Origin of the sequence: Geotalea uraniireducens Rf4, from assembly GCF_000016745.1 — a bacterium.
Lineage (GTDB): Bacteria > Desulfobacterota > Desulfuromonadia > Geobacterales > Geobacteraceae > Geotalea > Geotalea uraniireducens.
Map to the genome: position 1 here is coordinate 817,572 of NC_009483.1, position 23,898 is coordinate 841,469.

The 23,898-nt window shown below is 51.0% G+C and carries 20 protein-coding genes, 2 pseudogenes and 2 riboswitches; of the genes and pseudogenes, 13 read left to right on the forward strand and 9 right to left on the reverse strand.

Annotated elements, in window-relative coordinates:
• The first annotated feature begins 22 nt into the window (after window positions 1-22).
• The 3 genes from GURA_RS03495 to GURA_RS03510 all read left to right on the forward strand — a co-directional run bounded on the left by GURA_RS03495 (window position 23) and on the right by GURA_RS03510 (window position 4,582).
• Window positions 23-856 carry a 1,4-dihydroxy-6-naphthoate synthase gene (locus GURA_RS03495; protein ID WP_011937622.1) on the forward strand — a complete coding sequence of 278 codons (834 nt, stop codon included), beginning with the start codon at window positions 23-25 and terminating at the stop codon, window positions 854-856.
• Window positions 857-1,104: 248 nt separating this feature from the next.
• Window positions 1,105-3,849: a PAS domain S-box protein gene (locus tag GURA_RS03505; protein ID WP_011937623.1), complete on the forward strand. Its 2,745-nt coding sequence runs from the start codon at window positions 1,105-1,107 to the stop codon at window positions 3,847-3,849.
• 280 nt (window positions 3,850-4,129) lie between these two features.
• Window positions 4,130-4,582 (forward strand): septal ring lytic transglycosylase RlpA family protein, encoded by a 453-nt coding sequence (locus GURA_RS03510; protein WP_041245254.1) that lies wholly within the window; start codon window positions 4,130-4,132, stop codon window positions 4,580-4,582.
• Between the two features lie 103 nt (window positions 4,583-4,685).
• Here the strand turns inward: GURA_RS03510 and GURA_RS03515 are convergent, their stop codons facing one another.
• A complete protein-coding gene (locus GURA_RS03515; RefSeq protein WP_011937625.1) occupies window positions 4,686-6,584 on the reverse strand; it encodes a tetratricopeptide repeat protein in 1,899 nt (632 codons plus the stop codon).
• A gap of 293 nt (window positions 6,585-6,877) precedes the next feature.
• Between GURA_RS03515 and GURA_RS03520 the strand changes: the two genes are divergently transcribed.
• The 3 genes from GURA_RS03520 to thiL are packed head-to-tail and all read left to right on the forward strand — an operon-like array spanning window position 6,878 to window position 10,766.
• Window positions 6,878-7,321: an Hsp20/alpha crystallin family protein gene (locus GURA_RS03520; RefSeq protein ID WP_011937626.1), complete on the forward strand. Its 444-nt coding sequence runs from the start codon at window positions 6,878-6,880 to the stop codon at window positions 7,319-7,321.
• 11 nt (window positions 7,322-7,332) lie between these two features.
• Window positions 7,333-9,786, forward strand: a complete 2,454-nt coding sequence (lon, locus tag GURA_RS03525; protein ID WP_011937627.1) for an endopeptidase La — start codon at window positions 7,333-7,335, stop codon at window positions 9,784-9,786.
• Window positions 9,783-10,766, forward strand: a complete 984-nt coding sequence (gene thiL / locus GURA_RS03530) for a thiamine-phosphate kinase (protein WP_011937628.1) — start codon at window positions 9,783-9,785, stop codon at window positions 10,764-10,766. The genes lon and thiL overlap by 4 nt, the downstream gene beginning before the upstream one ends.
• 16 nt (window positions 10,767-10,782) lie before the next feature.
• Here the strand turns inward: thiL and GURA_RS03535 are convergent, their stop codons facing one another.
• The 3 genes and pseudogenes from GURA_RS03535 to GURA_RS23180 all read right to left on the reverse strand — a co-directional run.
• The gene (locus GURA_RS03535; protein ID WP_011937629.1) at window positions 10,783-11,184 is read right to left on the reverse strand and encodes a secondary thiamine-phosphate synthase enzyme YjbQ; all 402 of its coding nucleotides are present in this window, start codon (window positions 11,182-11,184) and stop codon (window positions 10,783-10,785) included.
• Window positions 11,185-11,303: 119 nt separating this feature from the next.
• Window positions 11,304-12,635 (reverse strand): hypothetical protein, encoded by a 1,332-nt coding sequence (locus tag GURA_RS03540; protein ID WP_011937630.1) that lies wholly within the window; start codon window positions 12,633-12,635, stop codon window positions 11,304-11,306.
• 375 nt (window positions 12,636-13,010) lie between these two features.
• A pseudogene (locus GURA_RS23180) lies at window positions 13,011-13,697 on the reverse strand (transposase); the annotation flags it as partial.
• On the opposite strand from GURA_RS23180, the pseudogene GURA_RS03550 reads away from it, so the two are divergent.
• Window positions 13,680-13,905 (forward strand): annotated as a pseudogene (locus tag GURA_RS03550) (IS5/IS1182 family transposase); the annotation flags it as partial. The pseudogenes GURA_RS23180 and GURA_RS03550 sit on opposite strands and share 18 nt — an antisense overlap.
• Before the next feature lie 174 nt (window positions 13,906-14,079).
• Here GURA_RS03550 and GURA_RS03555 read toward each other — a convergent pair.
• Window positions 14,080-15,321 carry an ISL3-like element ISGur7 family transposase gene (locus tag GURA_RS03555; protein WP_011937631.1) on the reverse strand — a complete coding sequence of 414 codons (1,242 nt, stop codon included), beginning with the start codon at window positions 15,319-15,321 and terminating at the stop codon, window positions 14,080-14,082.
• 207 nt (window positions 15,322-15,528) lie between these two features.
• Between GURA_RS03555 and GURA_RS03560 the strand changes: the two genes are divergently transcribed.
• Both GURA_RS03560 and GURA_RS03565 read left to right on the forward strand, forming a co-directional pair.
• The gene (locus GURA_RS03560) at window positions 15,529-16,212 is read left to right on the forward strand and encodes a TylF/MycF/NovP-related O-methyltransferase (protein ID WP_011937632.1); all 684 of its coding nucleotides are present in this window, start codon (window positions 15,529-15,531) and stop codon (window positions 16,210-16,212) included.
• Between the two features lie 48 nt (window positions 16,213-16,260).
• Window positions 16,261-17,376, forward strand: coding sequence for an acyltransferase family protein (locus tag GURA_RS03565; protein ID WP_011937633.1), 1,116 nt, complete (start codon window positions 16,261-16,263; stop codon window positions 17,374-17,376).
• 30 nt (window positions 17,377-17,406) lie between these two features.
• Here the strand turns inward: GURA_RS03565 and GURA_RS03570 are convergent, their stop codons facing one another.
• The 3 genes from GURA_RS03570 to GURA_RS03580 form a co-directional block, all read right to left on the reverse strand.
• Window positions 17,407-17,799, reverse strand: a complete 393-nt coding sequence (locus GURA_RS03570; protein WP_011937634.1) for a hypothetical protein — start codon at window positions 17,797-17,799, stop codon at window positions 17,407-17,409.
• A 233-nt stretch (window positions 17,800-18,032) separates the two neighbouring features.
• Complete coding sequence (locus tag GURA_RS03575; protein ID WP_011937635.1) at window positions 18,033-18,476, reverse strand: tetratricopeptide repeat protein; 444 nt, start codon at window positions 18,474-18,476, stop codon at window positions 18,033-18,035.
• A 59-nt stretch (window positions 18,477-18,535) separates the two neighbouring features.
• Window positions 18,536-19,015, reverse strand: coding sequence for a tetratricopeptide repeat protein (locus GURA_RS03580; protein ID WP_011937636.1), 480 nt, complete (start codon window positions 19,013-19,015; stop codon window positions 18,536-18,538).
• Between the two features lie 228 nt (window positions 19,016-19,243).
• Here GURA_RS03580 and folK point away from each other — a divergent pair, with 228 nt between their 5' ends.
• The 4 genes from folK to GURA_RS24530 all read left to right on the forward strand — a co-directional run bounded on the left by folK (window position 19,244) and on the right by GURA_RS24530 (window position 23,023).
• On the forward strand, window positions 19,244-19,768 hold the full coding sequence (gene folK / locus GURA_RS03585) for a 2-amino-4-hydroxy-6-hydroxymethyldihydropteridine diphosphokinase (protein ID WP_327049731.1): 525 nt from the start codon (window positions 19,244-19,246) through the stop codon (window positions 19,766-19,768).
• Window positions 19,769-19,853: 85 nt separating this feature from the next.
• Complete coding sequence (locus GURA_RS03590) at window positions 19,854-20,093, forward strand: YHS domain-containing protein (RefSeq protein WP_011937638.1); 240 nt, start codon at window positions 19,854-19,856, stop codon at window positions 20,091-20,093.
• A 27-nt stretch (window positions 20,094-20,120) separates the two neighbouring features.
• On the forward strand, window positions 20,121-20,765 hold the full coding sequence (gene fsa / locus GURA_RS03595; protein WP_011937639.1) for a fructose-6-phosphate aldolase: 645 nt from the start codon (window positions 20,121-20,123) through the stop codon (window positions 20,763-20,765).
• A gap of 107 nt (window positions 20,766-20,872) precedes the next feature.
• A riboswitch (cyclic di-GMP riboswitch) is annotated at window positions 20,873-20,949 on the forward strand.
• A 151-nt stretch (window positions 20,950-21,100) separates the two neighbouring features.
• A riboswitch (cyclic di-GMP riboswitch) is annotated at window positions 21,101-21,177 on the forward strand.
• A gap of 184 nt (window positions 21,178-21,361) precedes the next feature.
• The gene (locus GURA_RS24530) at window positions 21,362-23,023 is read left to right on the forward strand and encodes a DUF5666 domain-containing protein (protein WP_011937640.1); all 1,662 of its coding nucleotides are present in this window, start codon (window positions 21,362-21,364) and stop codon (window positions 23,021-23,023) included.
• 202 nt (window positions 23,024-23,225) lie between these two features.
• Here the strand turns inward: GURA_RS24530 and GURA_RS03605 are convergent, their stop codons facing one another.
• Window positions 23,226-23,858 (reverse strand): DedA family protein, encoded by a 633-nt coding sequence (locus GURA_RS03605; RefSeq protein ID WP_011937641.1) that lies wholly within the window; start codon window positions 23,856-23,858, stop codon window positions 23,226-23,228.
• Window positions 23,859-23,898: the final 40 nt, after the last annotated feature.

The window sequence follows — 23,898 nt, forward strand, 5'->3', positions numbered from 1 at the left end:
CCTGTAGTTGAGGAATGCTGACATGCAATCATTGACCCTTGGTTATTCTCCCTGCCCCAACGACACTTTCATTTTTCATGCCCTGACCCATGGACGGGTCGCCTGCGAAGGCCATGTCTTCAATGAACTGCTGGAGGACGTCGAAACCCTGAACCATCTGGTGCTTGAAAAGGCGCTGGACATCAGCAAGATATCCTACCATCTTCTCGGCTTCATCCGTGATGATTATTGTTTGCTCCGCTCCGGCGGAGCCCTCGGCCGTGGTTGCGGACCACTGGTCGTTTCCGGAAAGCTCGGGCATATGTCGCAGCTTAAGGGAAAGCGGATCGCCGTGCCGGGCCGTTATACCACGGCAGCCCTGCTGTTGCGCCTTTTCGATCCGTCCCTGGATAATATCGTCCATATGCCGTTTCACGAAATAATGGCAGCTGTTGCTGACGGTTCGGTGGATGCCGGGGTAATCATCCACGAATCGCGCTTTACCTATGCCGGCTTCGGCCTGGTTAAACTTCTCGACCTGGGGGACTGGTGGGAGCGCGAGACCGGCCACCCGATCCCTCTGGGTGGGATTGTGGCAAAGCGTTCCCTGGGAAACCAGACCCTGGCCGCCATCGAGCGTGCCTTGCGTTCCAGCGTCGATTACGCTTTTGCCCATCCCGACGAGTCGAACGGCTATATCCGGGCACATTCTCAGGAGATGAGCGATGAGGTATGTTCCGCCCACATAAAACTCTACGTAAATGATTTCTCCCTTGATCTTGGCGTTGCCGGAGAGGCCGCTGTTAACGCGCTTCTGACCCGTGCCGAAGAAACTTCCCTTATTCCGCGATCGTCTTGTAGTCTTTTCCTTCCATGACCGCTGCGCTCTGTTAAATTACTTTACTTCGTTCGTGAATGCCGTATGCGTACCGACTAACATTTGGTACAGGAAGGGACTTCATGTTATTCCTACTGCGATGTGAGGAGGCTCAAGAATTAACTTACTCCAGCCGATAAGATTACAAGCCGGCCTTCTGCATAGCTGTTACGCAGCTTGTAAGCGCACGTGAGCATGGGCCGGTTTCTATGCGTTCTGTCGATGTTTTTTAAGTCAGGAAAATCATTATGGTCGATTTAAAGAAAAAAAGGTTTCCTCGTCCTCATTGGGAATATTACGCGTTGCTCGCAGCTTTTATCTGGACGCTGTCGCTGGCTGCGTCATTTGCCTGGAACGTGCATCAGGGGAAACGGGGGACGTTGGAAGCTGCACAGGTACAGGCGCGGAGCCTTTTCAGGAAAGACGTCATGTACCGACGCTGGAATGCCGGACATGGCGGGGTGTACGTGCCTGTAACACCTGAAGTTCAGCCGAATCCTTATTTGTCGGGCGTCCCTGACCGGGAGATAAGAACGCCGTCAGGCAGGTTGTTGACTCTGATCAATCCGGCCTATATGACGCGCCAGGTTCATGCGTTGGAGAGAGGCGGCTATGGCATCCGTTCTCACATTACGAGTCTTACCCCCATTCGTCCTCAGAATGCCCCGGATTCGTGGGAGATATCCGCGCTCAAGGCATTCAGTCATGGAAGTAAAGAGGTCAGTTCCGTTGAACAGCTTGACGGAAAACCACATCTTCGCTTCATGCAGCCGTTGATCGCAGAGGAACCATGTCTGAAGTGCCATGCAAAACAAGGCTATCGTGACGGAGACGTCTATGGTGGTATCAGCGTCTCAATTTCCCTTGAGCCTTTCCTCGCCATTGAGAGAGACCATTTGTTGCCGCTTGTGGTGGGCCACGTTTTTGTGTATCTGTTCGGAATAGCCGGTCTCGGTATCGGCGTCGTCAGGATCAGAAGAAGCGAAAATGAGCGCATCCGGGTTGAAGATGCGCTCAGACGCGCACTTGAGCTGTCAGGTATCGTCCTTGATGCCACCCATGATGCCATTTGTATTATAAATGCAGCCGATTTCAAAATCGTCGGCGCCAATCATGTTTTCCTCAAAGAGGTTGGCATGAACGAAGAAGACGTATTGGGAAAAACCTGTCATGGGGCAACACATAACAGCTGTGAGCCGTGCGCGCCCCCCGACCACACCTGCCCGCTTCAGGCTACCATAAGTACTGGAACCGGTTCTGTTGCTGAACATGTTCATTACAGCAAACAGGGTGAAAAACTTTATGTGGAAGTGTCCACTTATCCGATCTTCGATGAGCTGGGTAAAATCAATCGGGTCTTGCATGTGGCGCGAGACATTTCCGAACGCAAAAGGGCCGAGGAGTCATTGCGGGAGTCGGAGAACCGCTACCGCGCCATTTTTGAAAATACGGGCGCGGCGACGATTATCGTCGATGAAGATGCAACCATATTCATGGCGAACAAGGAATTTGAGCAGCTGAGCGGTTACTTTAAGGAAGAGGTGGATGGCGTTAAATGCTGGACGGATTTTGTCTGTCGCGATGACCTGGACAAAATGCTCGAGTACCATCGTCTGCGACGGCTGGACCCGGACGCTGCACCGAGAAACTATGAGTTCCGCTTTCTTGCTGCAGGAAACATTGTAAAGGACGTTTCAGCAAACTGGACGATGATTCCGGGGACGAACAAGAGCGTTGGCTCGTTCTTGGATATCACGGGGCACAAGCGCATTGAGAAGGCTTTGCGGGAGAGCGAAGCAAGTCTTGCCATGGCGCAGAAAATCGCTCATCTAGGGAGCTGGGAATGGGATGTGGAGGCGGATGCCTTTAAATGGTCGGACGAGATGTATCGCATCTGCGGCATGGACCCCAGGGTGTTCACGGTAACGTATGAGGCTTTTCTGGATATGGTTCATCCGCTGGACAAAGAGGCTGTCAACCGGGCCGTGAACGAGGCCCTTTATGCACAGAAGGCGTATCGCATTGATTATCGCATCGTGCTGCCGGATGGGAGCGTGCGGATGGTGGACGGTCAGGGAGAAGTAACCTTTGATGAGGCCGGTAAGCCGATTCGCATGGTCGGGACTACCCAGGATGTCACCTGGCGCAAAGAGGCTGAAGAGGCGCTGAGGAAATCCGAGGAAAAATTTTCAAAGGCTTTTCATGCAAGTCCCGACTGGATCGTGATAACCAATGCGGCGGATGGGAAATACATCGAGGTAAACGAGGCATTCCTGGAAATAACCGGCTATGGCCGGGATGAGGTCATCGGTCACACCTCAATTGAAATGGGTATCTGGTTTGACCCTCGAGACCGCATTCTGATGCTTAAGCTCCTTAACGAGCATGGTCTGGTTCGCAACCTGGAGGTATCGTTTTGCATAAAGTCCGGTGAGCTTCGTACCATGCTCTGGTCGGCCGATGTCATAGAGTATAACAATACCGCCTGTTTGATTGCCATAGCCCGTGACGTGACCGAGCAACGGCATCTGGAGAAGGAGCTGTTGAAGAGCCAGGCGCAGTTGTACATGAAGCACGAAGAATTGAAGAACCTCTTCAACCAGATGGAAACCATAAGAAGAGAGTGGGAGCAGACGCTGGACTGCATTGCCGACATGTTTATCCTTACCGACCACGAAGGGCGGATCAAGCGGTTCAACCGCGCCGTGGAGGATTTTACCGGCAAGACGCACCGGGATATCGTCGGCAGGGAGTGGGGCGCGTTTCTGGCGGAGCATGGCTTGCAAGCCAATGCCGACAAGCCCGGTGTCGAGATATACAACGGGTCGGCGGATAAGTGGCTGGTGTTTAATTTATATCCGTATGCCGATCCCTTCGGAACGGGCAATACGGGGGTTGTCATAACTATCCATGACGCGAGCGCAACCAGGATGGCTGCGAAGGCCATGGGGGACGCCCGGGGCGATGCCGAGGGAAATCCGTCGGCCGTTTAGTTTCCATCAGGAAATCCCGGATAAGATACTATTTATTCACCGACATCTCCGCTGATGAATTGGCTTCACTGCTTGCGGAGTGCGAAAGGGAGTACAGATGATCGTTGGATGACAGGCGACAGCCCTTATTGCATTATAGACCGTTAAGGCAGGTGGCTGTTTTGTGGCTTGTATAAAATGTAGTAATATCAGTGTGTTACGTTGTTTTGCGCGTCTTTTTGCTTGACTTCGCCAAATCGATCATGCTATAAGAGCCCCTCGCCCAACAAAGGAGGTGCGCATGGCATCACTCGAGCGGAGTGGCAATTTGGCGCTGATAAGTGCTATTTGTCTGATGCTCCTTCCGATCCACCCACTTCCCCTGCAGGCTGAAGAAACTCGATCGGAAACCAACAAGGAAGAAGCAGTCGTAGCGCCTGTGAAGGCAGGAAGCCGTCAGGAGGGGATCGCATCCTACTACGCCAAAAGGTATAACGGCAGGAGAACGACCTCGGGGGTTCGTTACAATCCCGAAAAAATGACGGCGGCCCATTCCGACCTTCCCCTCGGAACAAAGGTTAAGGTGAGAAACCTTGCCAATGACAAAGAAGTAGTGGTCATCGTAAATGACCGTTGCCGCAAGAGAAAGTGGCCATTTATCGATCTTTCCCGAGCAGCGGCAAAAAAATTGGGATTCCTCGGCAAGGGGATATCCAAGGTGATGATAATCCCCCTGGACGAGGAAGCATCATAAAAAAACTATTGGGCGAACAAGAAAAGGCCGGGCATTTTGCCCGGCCTTTTTGTATTGTGATCGATTTATGTGAGTTTCGAGCTGCGTGTGCTTAAGCCAAAGTTTATTTTTTTGTTTTGGCTTTTGATTTTTTTGCTTTCGATGTTTTTCCCGCCTTGTTTTTACCACGTTTTTTCACGGCTTTCCCTTTTTTGGACTTGTGCCCTTTCTTTTTATACTTTTTGGGTTCCGGCGACAGCTCTTCCTTTATGTTGCTGAGCAGGACGGTCGTCTCTTCCAATTCGGGATCAGCTTTCTTTGCCGTTTCCAGCGCCTCTTTTGCTTCGGATATGCGGCCGCTCTTCATGTAGGCACGTCCCATGGCATTCAAGGCTTTTGCATGATCGCTCTTTAATGCTACAGATTCCTTATACTGGCTGATGGCAGCATCATAATCTTTTTTGAATTCATATATCAGCCCCAGCTTATAATGGCTGTTGGGGTCTTTAGGATTCAGTTCCACCCCTTCTTTGAGGAGGTTGATCAGTTCGTCATAGTTCTTGTTTTTTACGTAGATGGAGGTGAGTGCCGTACGGGCTTCGACATCGTCTTTTTTCATGCGGAGTATCGAGCGGTATTCCTTTTCCGCCTCTTCGTTCTGATTTTTCTTCCTGAAAAGGGCAGCCAGATCGCGGTGCGCTTCAATATTGTCGGGGTCCAGTTTTGTCGTTTCAAGGTATTCTGAAATTGCCGCCGGATAATCCTTGCTGTTAACGTAGACCTTTGCCAGTTTAAAATGGATGAGAGGGTTGTCTTTTCTCAGTTTGATCAGTTCGCGGTACTGCTCGATTGCTTGCGGAAAACTGCCGCGCAGGGTGTAGATATCTGCAAGCCGTCTTCGTGTGTCGCCGTTGTCTGCGGTATAGTTGAGGGCCTGCCGGTATTCGACAACTGCTTCATCGAGGAGCGCCTTGCGTTCGTATAGAATTCCCAGATTGTAGTGAAGGTTGCCGTTTTCCGCCTTGAGGCGGATTGCTTCACGATAGCTGGCGATTGCTTCATCATCATGGCCTGCCGCCATCTGCGCATCCCCAAGTTTTTGCAGGGCTTCAGGCCATTCAGGCTTGTCCTTCAATGCGGCCTTGTATTCAGTCGCGGCTTTTTCGTATTCCTTGTTTTTTACGAATTCATCGCCCTGACGCAGGTGGTTACTTTGAGCCACTTCTTCGGTTTTGACCGGTATACCGGCAAGAATATATTCATACTCGGAGCTTTTTTTATCACCCTTTTTGTCGTAGGCTTCCGCCAACAGGCGATGGATGTTTTTATTCCCGGGATCGATCACCTGGGCCTTTTTGAGTTCACCGATCGCCTTGTCAAACTGGTTCCTGCTGCTGAAGAGCGCCGCCAGGCCTAGTCTGGCGTTGAGATTGCCCGGCTCGATTGCCAGCACCTTGTTGTATTCCTCTTCGGCGCTGTTTATGAGTCCCATGCCGGTATATACTCCGGCAAGGTCAGCATAAAGAGATGTGTCTGCCGGCAGGGCGTTTATAGCCTCGTTGTAATGATACAAAGCCAGATTGTAGAGTTTCTTGTCACTGAATATCTTGCCGAGAGCCTTGTTATAGGCGGGAGAAGGGGTGGTTTTTATCGCTTTGGTCAGCTCGACTGCGGCATCATCCTGCAAACCCTTCTGTAAATAGATGAGGCCGAGATTGCCACTGGCCGGTCCGAAATCCGGGTCATCTTTCAAGGATTCCTGATACTCCGTGACGGCCCCGTCGAGGTTTCCATTTCGCTCCAGATCGAGCGCCTTCATAAAATGCCCCGCAGCTCCATCAGGGCAAAGCTTTATTATTCGTGATTCCGCTTCGCTCCGTGCGGCATCGACCTTGATATCAGCCAAGCTGACAGCTATCTTTTTTGCTTCGCGGCAATTGTCCTTTAAGCCGAAACCCCAATCAAACCCACAGGTGAGAAGCGGCAGAACAGCCAGCATAAGAAGGGTCGAATATTTTTTCATCAAGGTCCTCGCGTAATTCTTGATATGAATTTGCGGGGATTATACACACCAGTTACTGATAATTCAATTCCTAACAGCGAAGACGGTTGGCTGAGGGGGGTTCACAGGCCAATGCACAATTATGGCGCCGTCCTGCTTCGCGATACGGCGGATTACCTTGACTTTCACGGCAAAGATGGTTAAATCAACAAAATCACCTTTGCCGGCTACTGATGTGGTCGATAACGACACGAGTTGAGTTTTCATAGCGCAATATATTGCATATGGACGGAACTTGACCGAAGAGGGAAGTTATGGCTGTGATTCCCAGGTATCCTTTGGAATGGTTGAACTTTTTCCGGCAGCAGATGGACGAAATATTCAATTATCTTTCGACCCTCGAGGGGAGGGAGAGCTTCGGGGAGCACGAATCAGCGCCGTTGGTGGATGTTTTCGAAACAACGGATAACTATATCGTAGAAATCGAGTTGCCGGGTTTTGTCAAACAGGATCTTTCTTTGAGCATTTGCTGCAACACGCTGGTTTTGGAAGGGGTTAAGCGGGAAGAGCCCAGGGCTGCAGGAGTGAACTACATCTGCATGGAGCGCCAGTTCGGCCGCTTCTGCAGGACCGTTGAGATACCTCCTGCGGTTGACATGAACGGGGTGAAGGCCTGCTACCTGAAGGGGGTGCTTTCTGTCACCTTTCCCAAATTGCCGGACAAAAATATGTTTATCAGGGATATTCCGATTGAGTGAGGAGATTTGATATGGAAAACAAACAGGAAAATGAAGAACTGAGCATACCGGATGTCCTGCCGCTGTTACCTGTGCGGGATGTGGTCGTCTATCCCTATATGATTCTTCCCCTTTTCGTTGGCCGGGAGATATCCATCAATGCTGTAGACTATGCGTTGTCTAAAGACAGGCTTATTTTTCTTGCCACCCAAAAAGACGTGAGCGAGGAGGATCCTGCGCCGGATATGATCTACGGTGTCGGCACCGTCGCCATGATAATGCGCATGCTCAAGCTGCCTGACGGCAGGGTGAAGATACTGGTGCAGGGGTTGACGAAAGGGCGCATCACCGGATATGAGGCTGAAAAACCTTTCTACTCGGTGCGTATCGAGCGTCTTGTGGAGCCGATGGTGCCGGAGAACTCCCTTGAGACCGAAGCTTTCATACGCACAGTAAAGGAGCAACTGGCCAAGATCGTATCCCTGGGGAAAGTTGTTTCTCCCGAAGTCATGGTGATAGTGGAGAACATGCAGGAACCGGGTAGCCTTGCCGACCTCATTGCCAGCAATATCGGCCTGAAGGTGGAAGAGGCTCAGGGGCTTTTGGAGATCATCGATCCCATCGAACGGTTGAAGAGGGTGAACGAATTCCTCAACAAGGAGTTTGAACTCCTGAGCATGCAGGCACGCATCCAGTCGGCTGCCAAGGAGGAAATGGGGAAGAGTCAGCGGGAATATTATCTCCGTGAGCAGCTTCGAGCCATCCAGCAGGAACTGGGCGAAACCGACGCGCGGAGCGAAGAGATTGCCGAACTGCGCAAAGCCATAGAAAACGTCAAGATGCCTCCTAATGTGGAGAAAGAAGCACTGAAGCAGCTGGGACGTCTCGAACAGATGCACCCCGATGCTGCCGAATCGGGAATGCTGCGTACCTTTCTCGACTGGATGGTTGAACTTCCATGGAGCAAATCCACCAAGGATTCCCTTGAAATCAAAAAGGCGAAGGAGATTCTCGATGAGGATCACTATTACCTGGAGAAGATCAAGGATCGGATACTGGAGTTTCTGGCGGTGCGCAAGCTGAAGAAGAAGATGAAGGGGCCGATCCTCTGTTTTGTCGGACCTCCGGGGGTAGGCAAGACCTCGCTCGGGAAATCCATTGCCCGGGCCATGGGGCGGAAATTCGTCCGTATTTCTCTCGGGGGAGTACGTGACGAGGCAGAGATCAGGGGACACCGCAGGACTTATGTCGGAGCGATGCCGGGCCGCATAATCCAGGGGCTGAAACAGGCCGGTTCCAACAATCCGGTCTTCATGCTCGACGAGTTGGACAAGCTTGGCGCAGATTTCCGCGGTGACCCGTCTTCCGCGCTTCTGGAGGTGCTTGACCCGGAGCAGAACCATTCATTTTCCGATCATTACATCAACCTTCCCTTCAGCCTCTCCGATGTCATGTTCATTGCTACGGCCAACCAGATCGACACGGTGCCGGGCCCGCTTCGCGACCGGATGGAGGTGATCAGCCTCTCGGGTTATACGGAGGAAGAAAAGCTCCAGATAGCGAAACGCTACCTGGTGCCGCGCCAGATCAAGGAAAACGGCATAACGGAAAAGGTCATCACCTTTTCCGATGAGGCGATCAAGGGCGTTATATCCAAGTATACCCGCGAGGCGGGTCTGAGAAACCTGGAACGCGAGATCGGCAGCGTTTGCCGCAAGGTGGCGCGTAAGGTGGCCGAAGGGGAGAAGAAACAGTTCGTCATCAATGCTGCGACCGTTGCCAAATATCTCGGCCCCCCCAGGTTCCTTCGCGAAGAGGAGATGGAGTACAACGAGATCGGCGTCGTTACCGGCCTGGCCTGGACACCTGTCGGCGGAGAGGTGCTGTTTGTCGAGGCGACGATCATGAAAGGGAAAGGGGGGCTGACCCTGACCGGCCAGCTTGGCGATGTGATGAAGGAGTCCGTGCAGGCTGCTCTTTCCTACATCCGTGCTCGTGCGGCTGAACTGCAACTGCCGGAGGATTTTTACAGCACTATGGACATTCACGTCCATGTTCCGGCCGGTGCGATTCCTAAAGACGGGCCTTCAGCTGGTGTTACCATGGCGACGGCCCTGGTTTCGGCTCTCGCCAAAATTCCTGTGAAGAAGGACGTGGCCATGACAGGGGAAATTACCCTGCGTGGCAAGGTGCTCCCCATCGGCGGACTCAAGGAAAAGATCCTGGCTGCAATCAGGTTGGGGATCACGACCATAATCATACCGGAGCAGAACAGGAAGGACCTGGAAGATGTTCCCAGGCATATCCTGAAAAAGGTCAAGATAGTGTTTGCCAAGACGATCGACGATGTGCTCAAGGTTGCCCTGGAAAAATACCCGCCGCCCGCGCCCGGCACGGTTAAGAGCCTGCCGCCGAAGACCAAGTCCCATGCTGCACGGGTGCTGGTCACACCCCACAAAGGGGTCGTGGCGGGGGCAAAGGGGTGAATCTCAAGGAACTGGGCGAATTCGGCCTGATTGACAGGTTTGCTGCCGGCGTTGCGGATAAAGCATCGGTAAAAATCGGCATCGGCGACGATGCCGCTGCCTTCGAACCGGCAGAGGGGCATCTTTCCCTGGTAACCTCCGACATGCTCATTGAAGGGGTGCATTTCGACCTTGCCCTGTGCGACCCGCTTACCCTCGGGAGAAAGTCGCTGGCGGTCAATCTTTCCGACCTGGCCGCCATGGGCGCAACCCCCCGCTATTTTCTCCTCTCTCTGGCCATTCCTGCCGCGCTGACGGTGGAGTTCCTTGACGGCTTCATTGCCGGGATCATGCAGCGGGCCGAACAGTTCGGCGTTACCCTTGTGGGAGGGGACACCTGTTCTTCAAAGGGGGGGCTGGTGATTTCCGTAACAGCCATTGGTGAGCAGCTGCCTGAGCTCGTGGTGCGCCGCAGCGGGGCACGGCCCGGAGATCTGCTTTTTGTCACCGGAACCCTTGGTGATTCGGCGCTTGGACTAAAATTGCTGCGGAAGGGAGAACGGCGCGGCCTGCTGGTGGAGAGGCACCTCGATCCCGAACCGCGGGTTGCTGCCGGGATCTTGCTGGCTGAGGCCGGGGTGGCGACGGCCATGATCGATGTGAGTGACGGGCTGTTGGCCGATCTCGGCCATATTCTCAGGCTGTCCAATGTCGGTGCACGAGTGGAGTTGAAAAATGTCCCGCTCTCCCCTGGCTACACGGAAGAAATTTCAAGGTTAGCCGGTGACCCCTTTTCGTTGGCCCTTGGCGGCGGCGAGGATTACGAACTCCTCTTTACAGCGCCGCCCCTTCTCAAAGACCGTGTTATTACTCTTATGGCGGAATGCGGGGTCGCTGTCTCGCTCATTGGGGAAATTACCGCAAGCGGTCGGCTATCGGTCATCAATGTTGACGGCGAGGAATATCAGGCGGTTCAAAGAGGATACAATCATTTTGCCTGATGCATATTGATTGCCGCTATTCATCGGCAGTTATCTTTACCGCAATCTTTCTCTCCCGCGGTCCGTCAAACTCACAAAAGTAAATTGTCTGCCATGTGCCGAGCACCAGCTTTGAATTATTAATGAATATATGTCGGGACGCTCCAACGAGTGATGATTTGATGTGGGCATCCGAATTTCCCTCAGCATGGATAAAATAAGGGTCGTTCGGAACCAGCTTGTTGAGGAAGTTAACAATGTCCCGCTGTACGGCGGGGTCTGCTCCTTCGTTGACGGTTATCCCGGCAGTAGTGTGCAGTACGAACAGGTAACAGATGCCGTTGTTGACGTTTGCGCTCCTCACCATTTCCTGAACCTGATCGGTGATGTCGATGAGTTCGGATCTGGTGCGGCTTTTGATGGTAACATACTTGACCATGTTCAGTCTCCCATCCGGCAAGAAAAGGGGCGGGAAAGGGGTCAGCCTACACAATTGGCAAAAAAGTGCTTGTAAAATGTGTAGGTCTGACCCTTAGCGGTATGACCTTAGCTGCAACATCATTGACATGAAGCGGGAATTGTAAGGCCTGAATTAACCTTGAAGTTGTCAAAATATGAGGTAATAGCCTGAAAGGCACTAACGCTTGCCGCATCTAAATATATTCTTGTTGAACCAGCAATAGCGTTCACAGAACCAAGGGTTTGCCACCCTGACCCAAAATCATATGAAAATGTCAAAACGTTACCATTTCTGACAACTCTATATTTACCGGTTGTTGCCGTTGTATTAATTAGGGCCGCTGTGTTTCTGACATAACCATCCGCTACCCATATCCAAAGCTGATCTTTCATGTCAGGGTATCTACTTCTTGTTATGCGATATATGTGAGGTTCGTTAGGATTGTCGCCGATGACTACACTCATGGCAGCGCCATCTATATGCCCTGATACAGGACTCGACCATCCCGAACCTATCTCAAAGTCAACCTGCACATCGAAGTCGCCGGTAAATTCATATTTTGTGCCTACCGTTGGCTGCGAGTAGCTAAGATTGGGCTGTGTTTTTATGATTAACCTTTCGTCCTGGCCTACGCCTCCAGGTTCAGGGGCAGAATAGCCATAGGTGCTTGCTATCGTCCATCTGCATGATGTATCTACGACAGTGCCATCAAAAGTGTCATTTGGAAATGCTGATGTAACCTTGAAGTTGTCAAAATATGAGGTAATAGCCTGAAAGGCACTAACGCTTGCCGCATCTAAATATATTCTTGCTGAACCAGCAATAGCGTTCACAGAACCAAGGGTTTGCCACCCTGACCCAAAATCATATGAAAATGTCAAAACGTTACCATTTCTGACAACTCTATATTTACCGGTTGTTGCCGTTGTATTAATTAGGGCCGCTGTGTTTCTGACATAACCATCCGCTACCCATATCCAAAGCTGATCTTTCATGTCAGGGTATCTACTTCTTGTTATGCGATATATGTGAGGTTCGTTAGGATTGTCGCCGATGACTACACTCATGGCAGCGCCATCTATATGCCCTGATACAGGACTCGACCATCCCGAACCTATCTCAAAGTCAACCTGCACATCGAAGTCGCCGGTAAATTCATATTTTGTGCCTACCGTTGGCTGCGAGTAGCTAAGATTGGGCTGTGTTTTTATGATTAACCTTTCGTCCTGGCCTACGCCTCCAGATTCAGGGGCAGAATAGCCATAGGTGCTTGCTATCGTCCATCTGTATGATGTATCTACGACAGTGCCATCAAAAGTGTCATTTGGAAATTCTGATGCATTACCTGAAGCAGTAAGCAGCAATGTTGTTAATACCCCAAAGGTTACCCAAAGGTTTAAAAATATTTGTGTAAATTTCCTATCGGACATTGTTTTTCTCCTTTATCGGACTTTAATTTCATGGAAGGCAAAGAATAAAGTCTAATTTAATTTCAACAAGTCAAAATTGTCTACCTCCTTTAATAATTTTTAATATAATTTTAGTTAACGAACTTAGCTGAAAAAAATTAATTTTTCAACATAATATTTCATCTTTTGGTAGCTCACACAAATCTGTGCATAGAAGTCGGCATAGGTAGTGTCCATCTGGAAACCCTCGTTTTGATGTGACGAGGGGTACTGCAGCCGGGGAGCTACCCCGCTGCCGACCATCCGGCAAGGTAATTTCAGTTCGTAGAGCCGTTCTTTCTCAATTCAGGGCGCAGTGATCCCGTGGTCGTGCCGATTTCATCTACCAGAAGCTTCTCAGGCCGGGGCCAGCTTGATTCTGGCCAACACCAGCAGGTTGCAGGAGACAATCGAGCTCCAGACGTAGCGACCAAATCCCTCCCACCCCTTCCAGGTGCAGCGATCGAGACCGAAGGCGCGCTTGAGGGTGGAGATACCGGCCTAGATGCCGGCCCGGAAGTTGCGCAACGCATTGTACACCCAGGCACTCTTGGCCATGGCGAGCACCGACAGCCCCCGCTTCTTGGCGAAGGCAGTATCCTTTACGCCGTGCTTCTTGGCATAGGCGAGGTTGTCCTTGGAAGCAAAGCCGCCGTCGGCCGATACCTGCCGGGGTATGCGGCCATACAGCTCCTTCTGGCGCTCAAGCATCGTCTCGTATTGCTCGCTGTCGGCGGGATTGCCTCAGACAATCCGGCAGTCAAGGATCATGGTGGAAGTGCCGCCGGTGAGAAAGACCTTATGCCCGTACTCGGTCTCCCGCCGCTTTTTGACGATAATGTCGGTATGGTCTTCGAAGAAGGAGACCACTTTCTCCGAGGCAGGAACCTGCTCTCCCTTGAAGACCCGCCGGTCAGTCTGGCTGATCACCTTCTCCAGCAGGCCGACTGCCCGGGCAAGCTTCTCGGCCAGGACCTTGCCGGCGAAGAGGTCGTTCAGGCTCTGGCCCTGATGATTGTGGAGCTCCGGAATAGTATCAAGAGCTTCAAACCCAAGGATGGGCCGCCGCCATCAGCCGGTGGTGGCAGAAACGATGCCGTGGATTTCATTCAAGGGTCAGAAGCTTACCAACGATACCCATGGTTCCATTACTGAGCCCAACCCTCAGCTCTACCGCAAGGGGAAGAACAAGGAAGCCAAACTCTGCTACCAAGGTCATACCCTGATGGAGAATCGTAGTGGCCTGATCGTTGCCTAGGGTGGGCTTTAATGAACAACCATATACACTTGTTATTGCGGCCAACGTAGCCCGAAAGAAGTAAAACAAAAAAGCTCCCTCTGTTCACATACAAGGGGAGCTTTTTTTTGTTGGTAAAGCGCAACAGTGTCGTTTATAGCAAACATGCTTTTCGGGCTCTGCAACGAATCAAGTGGGTAGAGGGTATAGCGATTTAAGGTTGAGCTTGCCTGCAACCAGGTAAGCAATGCAGATCAAGTTGTCAGGATTCCGATACCCTCGTGCCCGAGTTTTGGCTGATTGGATGAGGCTGTTGATACCCTCGATGAAACCGCTAGTCAGCCTGCTGTCAAAATGTGCCAGAATGCCATCCCAATGCTCTTTCACGGATTCTGCCATGTTCTTGATGAGTTGTATTGAGCTTGCGGCGGCCTTGCGATGCCATTTGGTCAACAGGGTTTCCGCCTCCTGTCGGCTTGCAGCAAAATAGACGTTCTGAAGGTTTATCTTGTGCATGTAAGCTTCTGTACTCCTTAAGCTCTGGCTGGTGATAATGGCATCCAGGCGCTGCTCCTCTTCCGGCGTCAGGTTCTCAGGATTTTTGAGGAATAAGTTTCGGCTCTTTTTCAGGATTTCAGGAAATAACCTGGCTTCTTGAGCCCTTATCTTACTAAGCTTATCGTTCATAAGCTTGATGACGTGGAATTTATCGAAGGTGACCACGGCATGGGGCAACTGCTCTTTGACACCCTTTATGAATGCCTTGGACATGTCAATAGCAGCGTCTGTGATGCTATCAGGATCGCCGCCATGTGACTTAAGGTCCGCGACGAAGCTCTTGACTGTTTCGTTGTCCTTTCCCGTCGTGCCGAACAAGAGCTTATGCATGTCGAGGTCGAAGAAGAAGGTGACGAATTTCTCGTCATGACTGCGCCCGGCAAAGGTTTCATCCGCACCGACCCTCTTCACCTCGGAGAAGTCTTCTGCGGCCCTTGCCTTCTCGACATAGGATTGAATCAACCGCCATAGACGGGTATCGGTAACGGCAAACAGCCTGCTCATGACCTTCACCGGCAAATCACGAGCCATGGTCATGGCCAGGGCCTCAAACAGCAGCGTAAATCCTGAGCCTGCGCGAGCCCAGGGTACCTGGACCAACTTCACGCCGCAGTCGCTGTTAGGGCACTTTACCCGTGGAACACGCGCATGAAGGTAGGCTTCGTACTGGAAGAAATTCAGATGCCGCCACTCTTTCTCCGTGGTGTCATGGACTGGTGACAACGTTCCGCAGACCGGACAGGGAAAGGTGGCTCCCCGCTGGAAGTCGATGGTTATGTCCAAACGACTTGACTTCTTGTTGAAGTCAACAGAGGTAACCTTCCACGGGATGGCAATTCCAAGAGCAGCACCAAAAAGATCTTCAGGATTCATATCAGTGACTAAACCTCCGGGTTGAGTGATGGGGACGCCATCATACCCCAACTCGGCATACCAACCCACTCAAATCGTCGAAGAGCCGCTTTTCGTTCTATTTACCCATTGAATTCCATACATTTTTGGTGTAGTGATGGTTACTATTCAAAATCACTGCCCCTGTCGGGCCTACCTTGTTGTTGCTTCCATTGAAGGGCATATGATATGAAACTGCGCAATTGGTTGATAAAAAAGGGACTGAACAGGCACGTTCTCGACTATCTTCTCGTAAGGCCAATTGTTTCCAGATGGTTCCTTTATCCGTATGCCACTGATGAGCAGCGAAGGGCTATTGTCAAAACTGGAGACCCGGTGCGATACGGAACATTAGGTTTGGCCTTGGAACAGGTAGCCAAAGATGACATACCAGGCGCACTTGCTGAATGCGGAGTGTACATTGGTACCACCAGCAAGTTTATCCATGATAGGCTTCCTGGCCGCCCATTTTATCTTTTCGACACATTCCAGGGTTTTGATGAACGAGATTCCATGGCAGAAACCGATTTTCGCTTCAGAGATACGTCTGTTCAACTGGTGTTGGACCATATAGGGGATACGAACAACATTTACATACGCAAAGGATATTTCCCCGAAACAGCTTCGGGGCTTGAGCATGCACAATTTGCCCTTGTAATGATTGATTTTGATAAATACGAACCGACGTTGTCGGCTCTCGAGTTCTTCTATCCAAAAGTCAGTGCTGGCGGATTTATTTTCGTGCATGACTACAGCAGCCCTGAATCAGGGTGGGCATGTTCGAAAGCGCTTGATGAGTTTCTGCTGGATAAGCCTGAAAATCCGATACTGATTCCCGACTCCTGGGGGACTGCTCTCTTTCGCAAGATATAAATCATTCCACTGGCGACTGGAATCCAGGTTTCGCAAGGTGAATAAAGCATGTATAAGTGTCTGAGTTATTCCCAGTATAGAGAAATTAAAGTATTTCCTACACTCAATGGAATCAGAGCGATCAGCGTCTTGTTGGTGATCTTGTGGCATATGAGCGACAAGGCATGGATGTGGTTATCCGGTTATACTGGGGTATTGATATTTTTCGTATTGAGCGGGTATCTGATTACAACCCTTTTATTGAGAGAAGAAGATAGTAAGTCTGTCAGCATTGCGGCATTTTACGTCCGCAGGGTGTTCAGAATATTTCCCCTATACTATCTGACATTGGCTGCATACCTCATACTCGTGTTTGTTCTGAAGGTCTATGACGCCAAGCTATATATCCAGACATGCAATACCCTGCCATTGTATTTGTTCTATTTTAACGAGTTCCTTCCAACTGTTGCGGTCTATTCTCACAGTTGGTCGCTTGGAGTTGAAGAAAAGTTCTATCTGATCTGGCCGATATGCATGTTTATACTGCTTCGAAACAGAAGCCATACAAGGATATACCTGACTCTCTTTGCCGTTCTCCTCTGTTCATTGTTCTTTGATCTTTACCTTACTCCTTCTTTGAATGTACATCATCTTACCAGTATCCTGTTGGGATGTCTTCTGGCGTTTCTCCTTCACGATGCTGGAACCTATAACATCTGTAGCCGACTGATCGGACCAACTTCAAGCCTGATGGTAACCATGGTCTTCATAAGCGTACAGTTGTTGTTACCCTATCATAAGATGGTGTCATTGTTTTACCCGTACATTGTGACGATCTATATAGCATTGGCAGTCATTTCGACCAGTAATGCATTTAATTTTTTGAGACATAAAGCGCTGGTTTTTATTGGTGAAAGATCCTATGCCATTTATTTATTTCATGTCATCTGCATAAACATTGCCGAAAGAGTGTTTCCGGTACATTCTGGCAGCATTGTTACAAGTTTTTCGGCGGCGTTTCTAAGCACAGTGCTTTCAATAGCCGCGGCTGCCATAGCATATCGCGCAATAGAAAAACCTTTGATAATTATGGGCAAAACCTTTTCAAGATCCATCACCTCAAAAACTATTTCCATAAACAGAGCCATTAAGGTGCCAGCCACCACCCTGTTAAAAGATGAATGACGTCAGTCAAAGCAGAAGAACCTTAAAGGGTCAGCTTCCTATGCCGATGTCCTCGGGATGCATGGTCGGGATGAGTTGATCCTGCTGGGTGCAGACACTTATAAAGAGGCGGGCAATGAGGTCGTGCATGATGATGGTCTTTTTGTTGCCGCTTTTTTCAAGGGCGGACTTGATGGCTTTTTTCAAGGTGTTATCGCCGCTTACTTCGATCAGGATATCTATTTCGTCCCCTTTTTTTACCAGCGTCATGGGGTCTGAAGTGGTGAAAATACCTTTCTTAGCAGCGACCATGATTCCTTCTGCTGCCGGATTCAGGTCTGCGACTCCGGTAATATTGATATATGGGTATTTGAGCATCTCATGCAGCAGCGGAGTGCCGGTTCTCCCCCCTCCTATCAAGGCAACGTTAATCTTGTCTGGCATTGATCTCTCCTTATCGATGAAATTACATGGCAGTTTGTATCATTAAGCAATTATAGCAAAGCTGCTGAGCGAGGCAATAGCCGTTCAGCTGGTTTATTCCAATTCCAAATCAAGGCGCTATCTTCGTTGGCTCGTCTTCGGCTCCTCAACGTACTATCTGTACGCCTTCGTTGCCTCACTCCTCGCCGCCTTGATTTCATCCTTGATTTGAAATTGGAATTACTTGCCGTAGGCTACTTGAGCCCCAGCTTCTTCAACAGTTTACCGAAATACTTGTTTAGCAGGTGCTCTCTGGGCAAATCTGTAAAAACCGGTAGATCTCGCCAGCCGATTCTGTTTAGTTCTTCGGCGATCAGTTGGTTCTTCCCGTGGAGCAGACCATTTCTAAAGGCTTTTATTGCCGCGTGTTTATCGCCTGATGCAAGGTAGACCTTGCCGAGGTTGAGATAGTGCATAGAGTTCCAAGGTTCTTCCTCAATTGCTTCCATGCACAGTGTGAGGGCTTTTTGCTGTTCATCCCGTTCCTTGGCAAGGCATACGGCATAATAGGAACGGATAATCGGGCTTTGTTGCGATGTTATCAGCCGGGAGAAGCAAGCAAGGCCGAAAACGGTATCTCCTTTATTGACGGCTTCGGCGCCTGTGGCGAATATCTCTTCCTCTGTTCTCTCTGGCATGGTAAGGCATTCCTTGGCAGTTATTGAGCCGGCGTGTTGCCTGTTTCATGTCGGCTTAATCATCGAATCCCTGTTTTCTTGAGCATAATTCCAAGGAATTTATTGAGAGGATTCCCCCGCTCCAAAAAGGGAAGTACTGGCGCTTTCCTGTTGCCGAGCCGTTCCAGTTCCTTGACAATCTCCTGGTTCTTTTCAGTTCTCAGCCCCATGCGGAAAATTCTTATGGCATCTTTTTTCTGGCCTGCAAGGAGGTGAATGCGGCCGAGATATAAGAAGAGGACTGAATTTCGGGGATCATATTTGATCGCCTCTTTGCACAGGGATATTGCTTTGGGGAATTCTCTCTTTTCTTTTGCCAGACAAAAGGCAAGGTTCGAGAGGTAAACAGGGCGTCTTTCAATTCTGGCCGCTTTTTCAAAACAATTGAGAGCAGTCAGAGAGTCTCCGGTCCGGAGGGCCTCGACACCCGTGTTATAAAGAGTTTCGGCTTCTTTTGCGGCAATGTCGGCAGCGCCGCCCGTTTTGTTTGAGTTTGACATTTCTTTTCCCGGTTTGTAAAATTAAAAAGTGTTTATGATCGATGAGGGCGAATCCATATATTGCCGAAGCTAATGATCTTTTTGCTGACAAATATACTCGATAGCATACACATATTACAAGATTGAAAAATAATAAAGCCATCATGAGCTGTTCGGTCGTGGCGATGATCGTCTACAATACTACTGTGAGTGGTTTTTGTCGACAAAGTGGAACTGGCGTGGTCAGGGTTGAAAAAAAAAGAAAATTATGCTCTAATCGCGCAAGTGGAAGCTTCAGTTTACATAGCTCTTGGGTCAAATGAGGGGGACCGGGAACTTCACCTCCTGCGCGCCATTGCAGAAATCGGCAAGCTTTCTCAGACAAAGATAACAGCACTTTCATCTTTTTACGATACCGAGCCGGTCGGAGGGGTGCCGCAGGCCAATTTCCTCAATGGGGCGGTAATGCTTGCAACAACGCTTACCCCGCACCAGCTTCTTGCAGAACTCCATCGTATCGAAACGGATATATTCTACAGAAAAAGGGAGGTTCCATGGGGACCTCGCCCAATTGATCTGGACATTCTCTTTTTTGATGACAATGTTACCACAGATGAGGCGCTTGTCATCCCGCACCCCCGTCTCCACCTGCGACGTTTTGTCTTGCAGCCGCTTGCCGATATAGCTCCGGATTTCGTTCATCCCCTGTTGCAGAGAAGTGTTGCCGACCTGTTGGCTTCTCTGGATTCGCCGGAACGGGTCGTTAAGGTTTAGTCCCATAGAAAAATTATTTGCATGTTTTTTGCGAAGAATTTTTCGTGAATGGACTTATCCCGTTCATCGGGGTTAGGAGGTTTATGTGGCCAGGCTGCTGGTGATGATTATTGTCGGCTACGTTTTGTATCTGATGTTCAAGGGGCGTCCCGGTGCAAAAGAATTCCCAAAAGACGCCATGCCCGACGATGAAACGTTTAAGGATCCGGTGTGCGGCGTTTATGTTACAAAGGATGACGCAGTGATCGGCACCATGGACGGGGAAAAGTTCCACTTTTGTTCCATGGCCTGTTTGGAAAAGTTCCGCGAACAGTTGGAAAAATAACGCATATAACCACCATCGGAGGAGACAATGAAGTTTTTTATCGACACAGCAGACGTGAAAGAAATCCGCGAAGCCCACGAGTTGGGGGTGGTGGATGGTGTGACGACCAATCCATCGCTTATCGCCAAATCGGGCCGCAAGTTTGCCGATGTTATCAAGGAAATAACCAGCATTGTTGACGGTCCCATTTCCGCCGAGGTGGTCGCCCTCGACCACGACGGGATGATCAAGGAAGCGGAAGAACTTGTCAAAATTCACCCGAACATCGTCATCAAGCTTCCCATGACCACCGAAGGGTTGAAAGCGACCAAAACCCTCCATGGGGAAGGGATCAAGACCAACGTCACCCTCATCTTCTCTCCCATGCAGGCGCTTTTGGCAGCAAAGGCAGGCGCCAGCTATGTTTCTCCTTTTGTCGGCCGCCTCGATGACATCTCACAGGACGGCATGGGGATTGTCGAGGAGATCCGCACCATTTTCGATAATTACGGCTATACTACGGAAATTATTGTCGCCAGTGTCAGGAACCCGGTGCATGTGCTCAACTCGGCTTTGATCGGCGCCGATGTTGCCACCATCCCTTATTCGGTCATCATGCAGCTCGCCAAGCATCCCCTGACCGATGCCGGCATCAAGAAATTCCTCGAAGACTGGGAAAAGGTGCCGAAATAGGGGCCTTGACCACCTATTGCCACCAACAATGTACGAATAAATCTTGACATTAGCATCGGCTTTAGGGTAAAAGTTCCCATCGCATCAATAAAGCATTGCTTGGCGGTAGACGATAATACTAAACCATTCGCGAGAATGGGGCGGAAAGCCTAATGGGTCTCGAAGAGACAGCCGGGTTGCCGAAATATCCCTCAGATATTCGGCCCCGGCTTTTTTTATTGCAAAAATCACAGGGAGGTCATAGACGCAGCAGGTGCGGTAAAGCTCACTGGAGCTGACAATGAATACCGGTTCGCATCATGATGCCGTTGAATCGGTACGAACAGTCAGGCGGTAGACGATAATACTAAACCATTCGTGAGAATGGGGCGGAAAGCCTATAGGGTCTCGAAGAGACAGCCGGGTTGCCGAAATATCCCTCAGATATCCGGCCCCGGCTTTTTTGTATTCAAAGCGGTACGAATTCCGGGGCAGTAAAGGGGGTGATAAGGAAATAATAAAGCTTGACGACGAATTAGAGAGGAAGGATTCATGCAAATCCACATTCCATCAACATGTATTGGCAGAGCAAGAGAAGCTAACAAGACGGAGGAATTATGATACGAAAAAATATATTATTATCGGTGCTTGCACTTATGTTGGCACTTTCCCTGGCTGGTTGCGGCGGCGGCACTACCGCGGCAGGTAACGGTACAGGCATCATGGGGGTCAGCAAAGGGGTCATTACCGAGGTTGGCGATGCATCAGTCACCGGAGTAAAGGCCACCGTCGGCGGCACCATTCGCGTCAGCGGCATCGAGTTCGAGACCAGCGGCGCCAGAATCGTCATGAATCATGATATTCGTGGGGAAAATGAGCTCAAGCGCGGCATGGTGGTCAAGGTAAAGGGCGCCATCAATGATGAGAGAAAGAGCGGGGTCGCAACAGAAATCGAGTTTGAAGACGATCTCAAAGGGCCGATTGCGAGCATTGACCGGGCAGGCAAGAAACTCGTCGTACTCGGTCAGACGGTTACCGTTGACGATGCAACGGTGTTCGACGGCGCCACTGACCTGAGCACGCTCAAGGAGAACGATGTGGTTGAAGTCAGCGGTCTGCCCGCTGCAGACGGCACCCTGCTGGCAACGCGCATCGAGAAAAAAGGGGTCTTTGTTCCGGGGAGCGTGGTGGAACTCACGGGGGTTGTCAGCACTGTCAACGGTCAAGACTTTACCATCGGCGGCCTGACGGTGACCAGCAACCTGCCGCAGCCGACGGGCTTTGCCGTTGGGGTACTCGTTGAGGTGCATGGGATACTTGCCAATGCAGCCGGGCCTCTGAGCGCAACCGAAGTGGAAGTGAAGGCGGATGAGCTGGATGCGGAAGAGGGGCATCTTGTCCATCTGGAGGGGATCGTTACAAACTTCTTGGCGCCGGCAACCTTTAATGTGAGCGGCATGACGGTCAATGCCCAAGGGGTTGACGTTACCGGTGTCGCCAACAATGTTAAAGTCCGGGTGGAAGGGACGGTCGTCAATGGTATCCTGATCGCAAAAAGTGCTACAGTTGTCAAGGTGATTACGCCGGTCCCAGCGCCTTCTCCCGTGCCGGTCCCCACACCCCTTAACGGCGCTGCTCTCTATAACGCCAACTGTGCATCGTGTCATCAGGCCCTGTCCGTTTCGAGCAAGAAAGGGGCAACAGCGGCACGTATCCAGGCGGCGATTACTAATAAAGTCGGCGGCATGGGGGCACTCTCATCTCTGACCGCTGCCCAGGTTCAGTCCATAGCCGATGTCCTGGCGCCTGCTCCCGCGCCTGTACCGACTCCTGCACCAATAGACGGAGCGGCTCTCTACGCGGCAAACTGCGCCGGATGTCACGGCATCCTGGCCAATTCCGCGAAAAAAGGTGTAACTGCCGCCGCAATCCAGGTCCGCATGGCGAACCCTCCCTATGCGACACGCAGTTTGAGCGCTGCGGAGGTGCAGGCCGTTGCCGCCGTGTTGGCTGTGACCCCGACTCCGACGCCGACGCCGACGCCCGCACCCGTGCCCGCACCCGTGCCTGCACCGCTGCCTGGTAAAGCCGTTTATGATGGCTTCTGCGCCGGATGCCATTCCCTGGGTAGCTATGACGCCGCCGGCTCGCCAAATCTTTCCAGCAAGGGCGCGCTGGTCAACGGCAAGTTTCCGACAGCCGGGGTTGCCGGGCATAAGGGCATAACCCTCTCGGTCACGCAGAGAACGGATGTGTCGGCTTTTCTCAATGCTAACTAGTTTCCATCCGGGCCCCGGATGAGAACCTAACTAAAACCCGCAATTTCTGGTCGTATCAAGAAAAACGGGCCTGCATCAAGCAGGCCCGTTTTTCTTATGTGCATCGAATGAAAATTTGTCGGAAGGCAAATGCGCCGTTACCTTGACAAAATCAGGCCCGGCAAGTAATACTAGGGAACGGTTCGGATGAATATCTGCGGCATCAGACGATGCGATCCGGCAAGGTTTTTTGATGCTTGGTACTTTTATTCCGTTGCAGCTTTACATAGACCGCGATCAGCAGTGCGCTGAAAACGACCACTCCGATCAGCGCCTTGTGGGAGTAACGCATGATCAACTCCTGGTTCTGGCCGATAAAATAACCGATCCAGGTCAGTACGCTTACCCAGATTCCCGCGCCGAGGAGGGTATAGAGGGCGAACTTGACGTGGTTCATTCCTGCGAGCCCGGCTGGCAGGGAGATGAGGTGGCGCACCACCGGCAGGAGGCGGCCGATAAAGGTGGATATCTCGCCGTGGCGGAGAAAGAAGCCTTCGACTTTGGCAAACTTTTCCTCGGTTATCCAGACGTATTTGCCGTATTTCAGCAGCAACGGCCGTCCCAGGTAGTGGGCGGCGAAGTAGTTGGCGTAAGCCCCTATCAGGCTCCCCATGGTGCCGCAGAGGATGGCGATGAATGCGTTCATCTCCCCCCGCTGAGCCAGGTAGCCGGCCGGCGGCATGACCAGTTCGCTCGGGATGGGGATGACCGAACTTTCCATGGCCATGAGCAGGAAGATGCCGGGATAGCCCATTGCCTTCATGGTGATCAAGAGCCAGTTTATCGCTTCATGCATTGTGTAGACTCCTTTGACAATTTCTATTAGCGGCATTTTA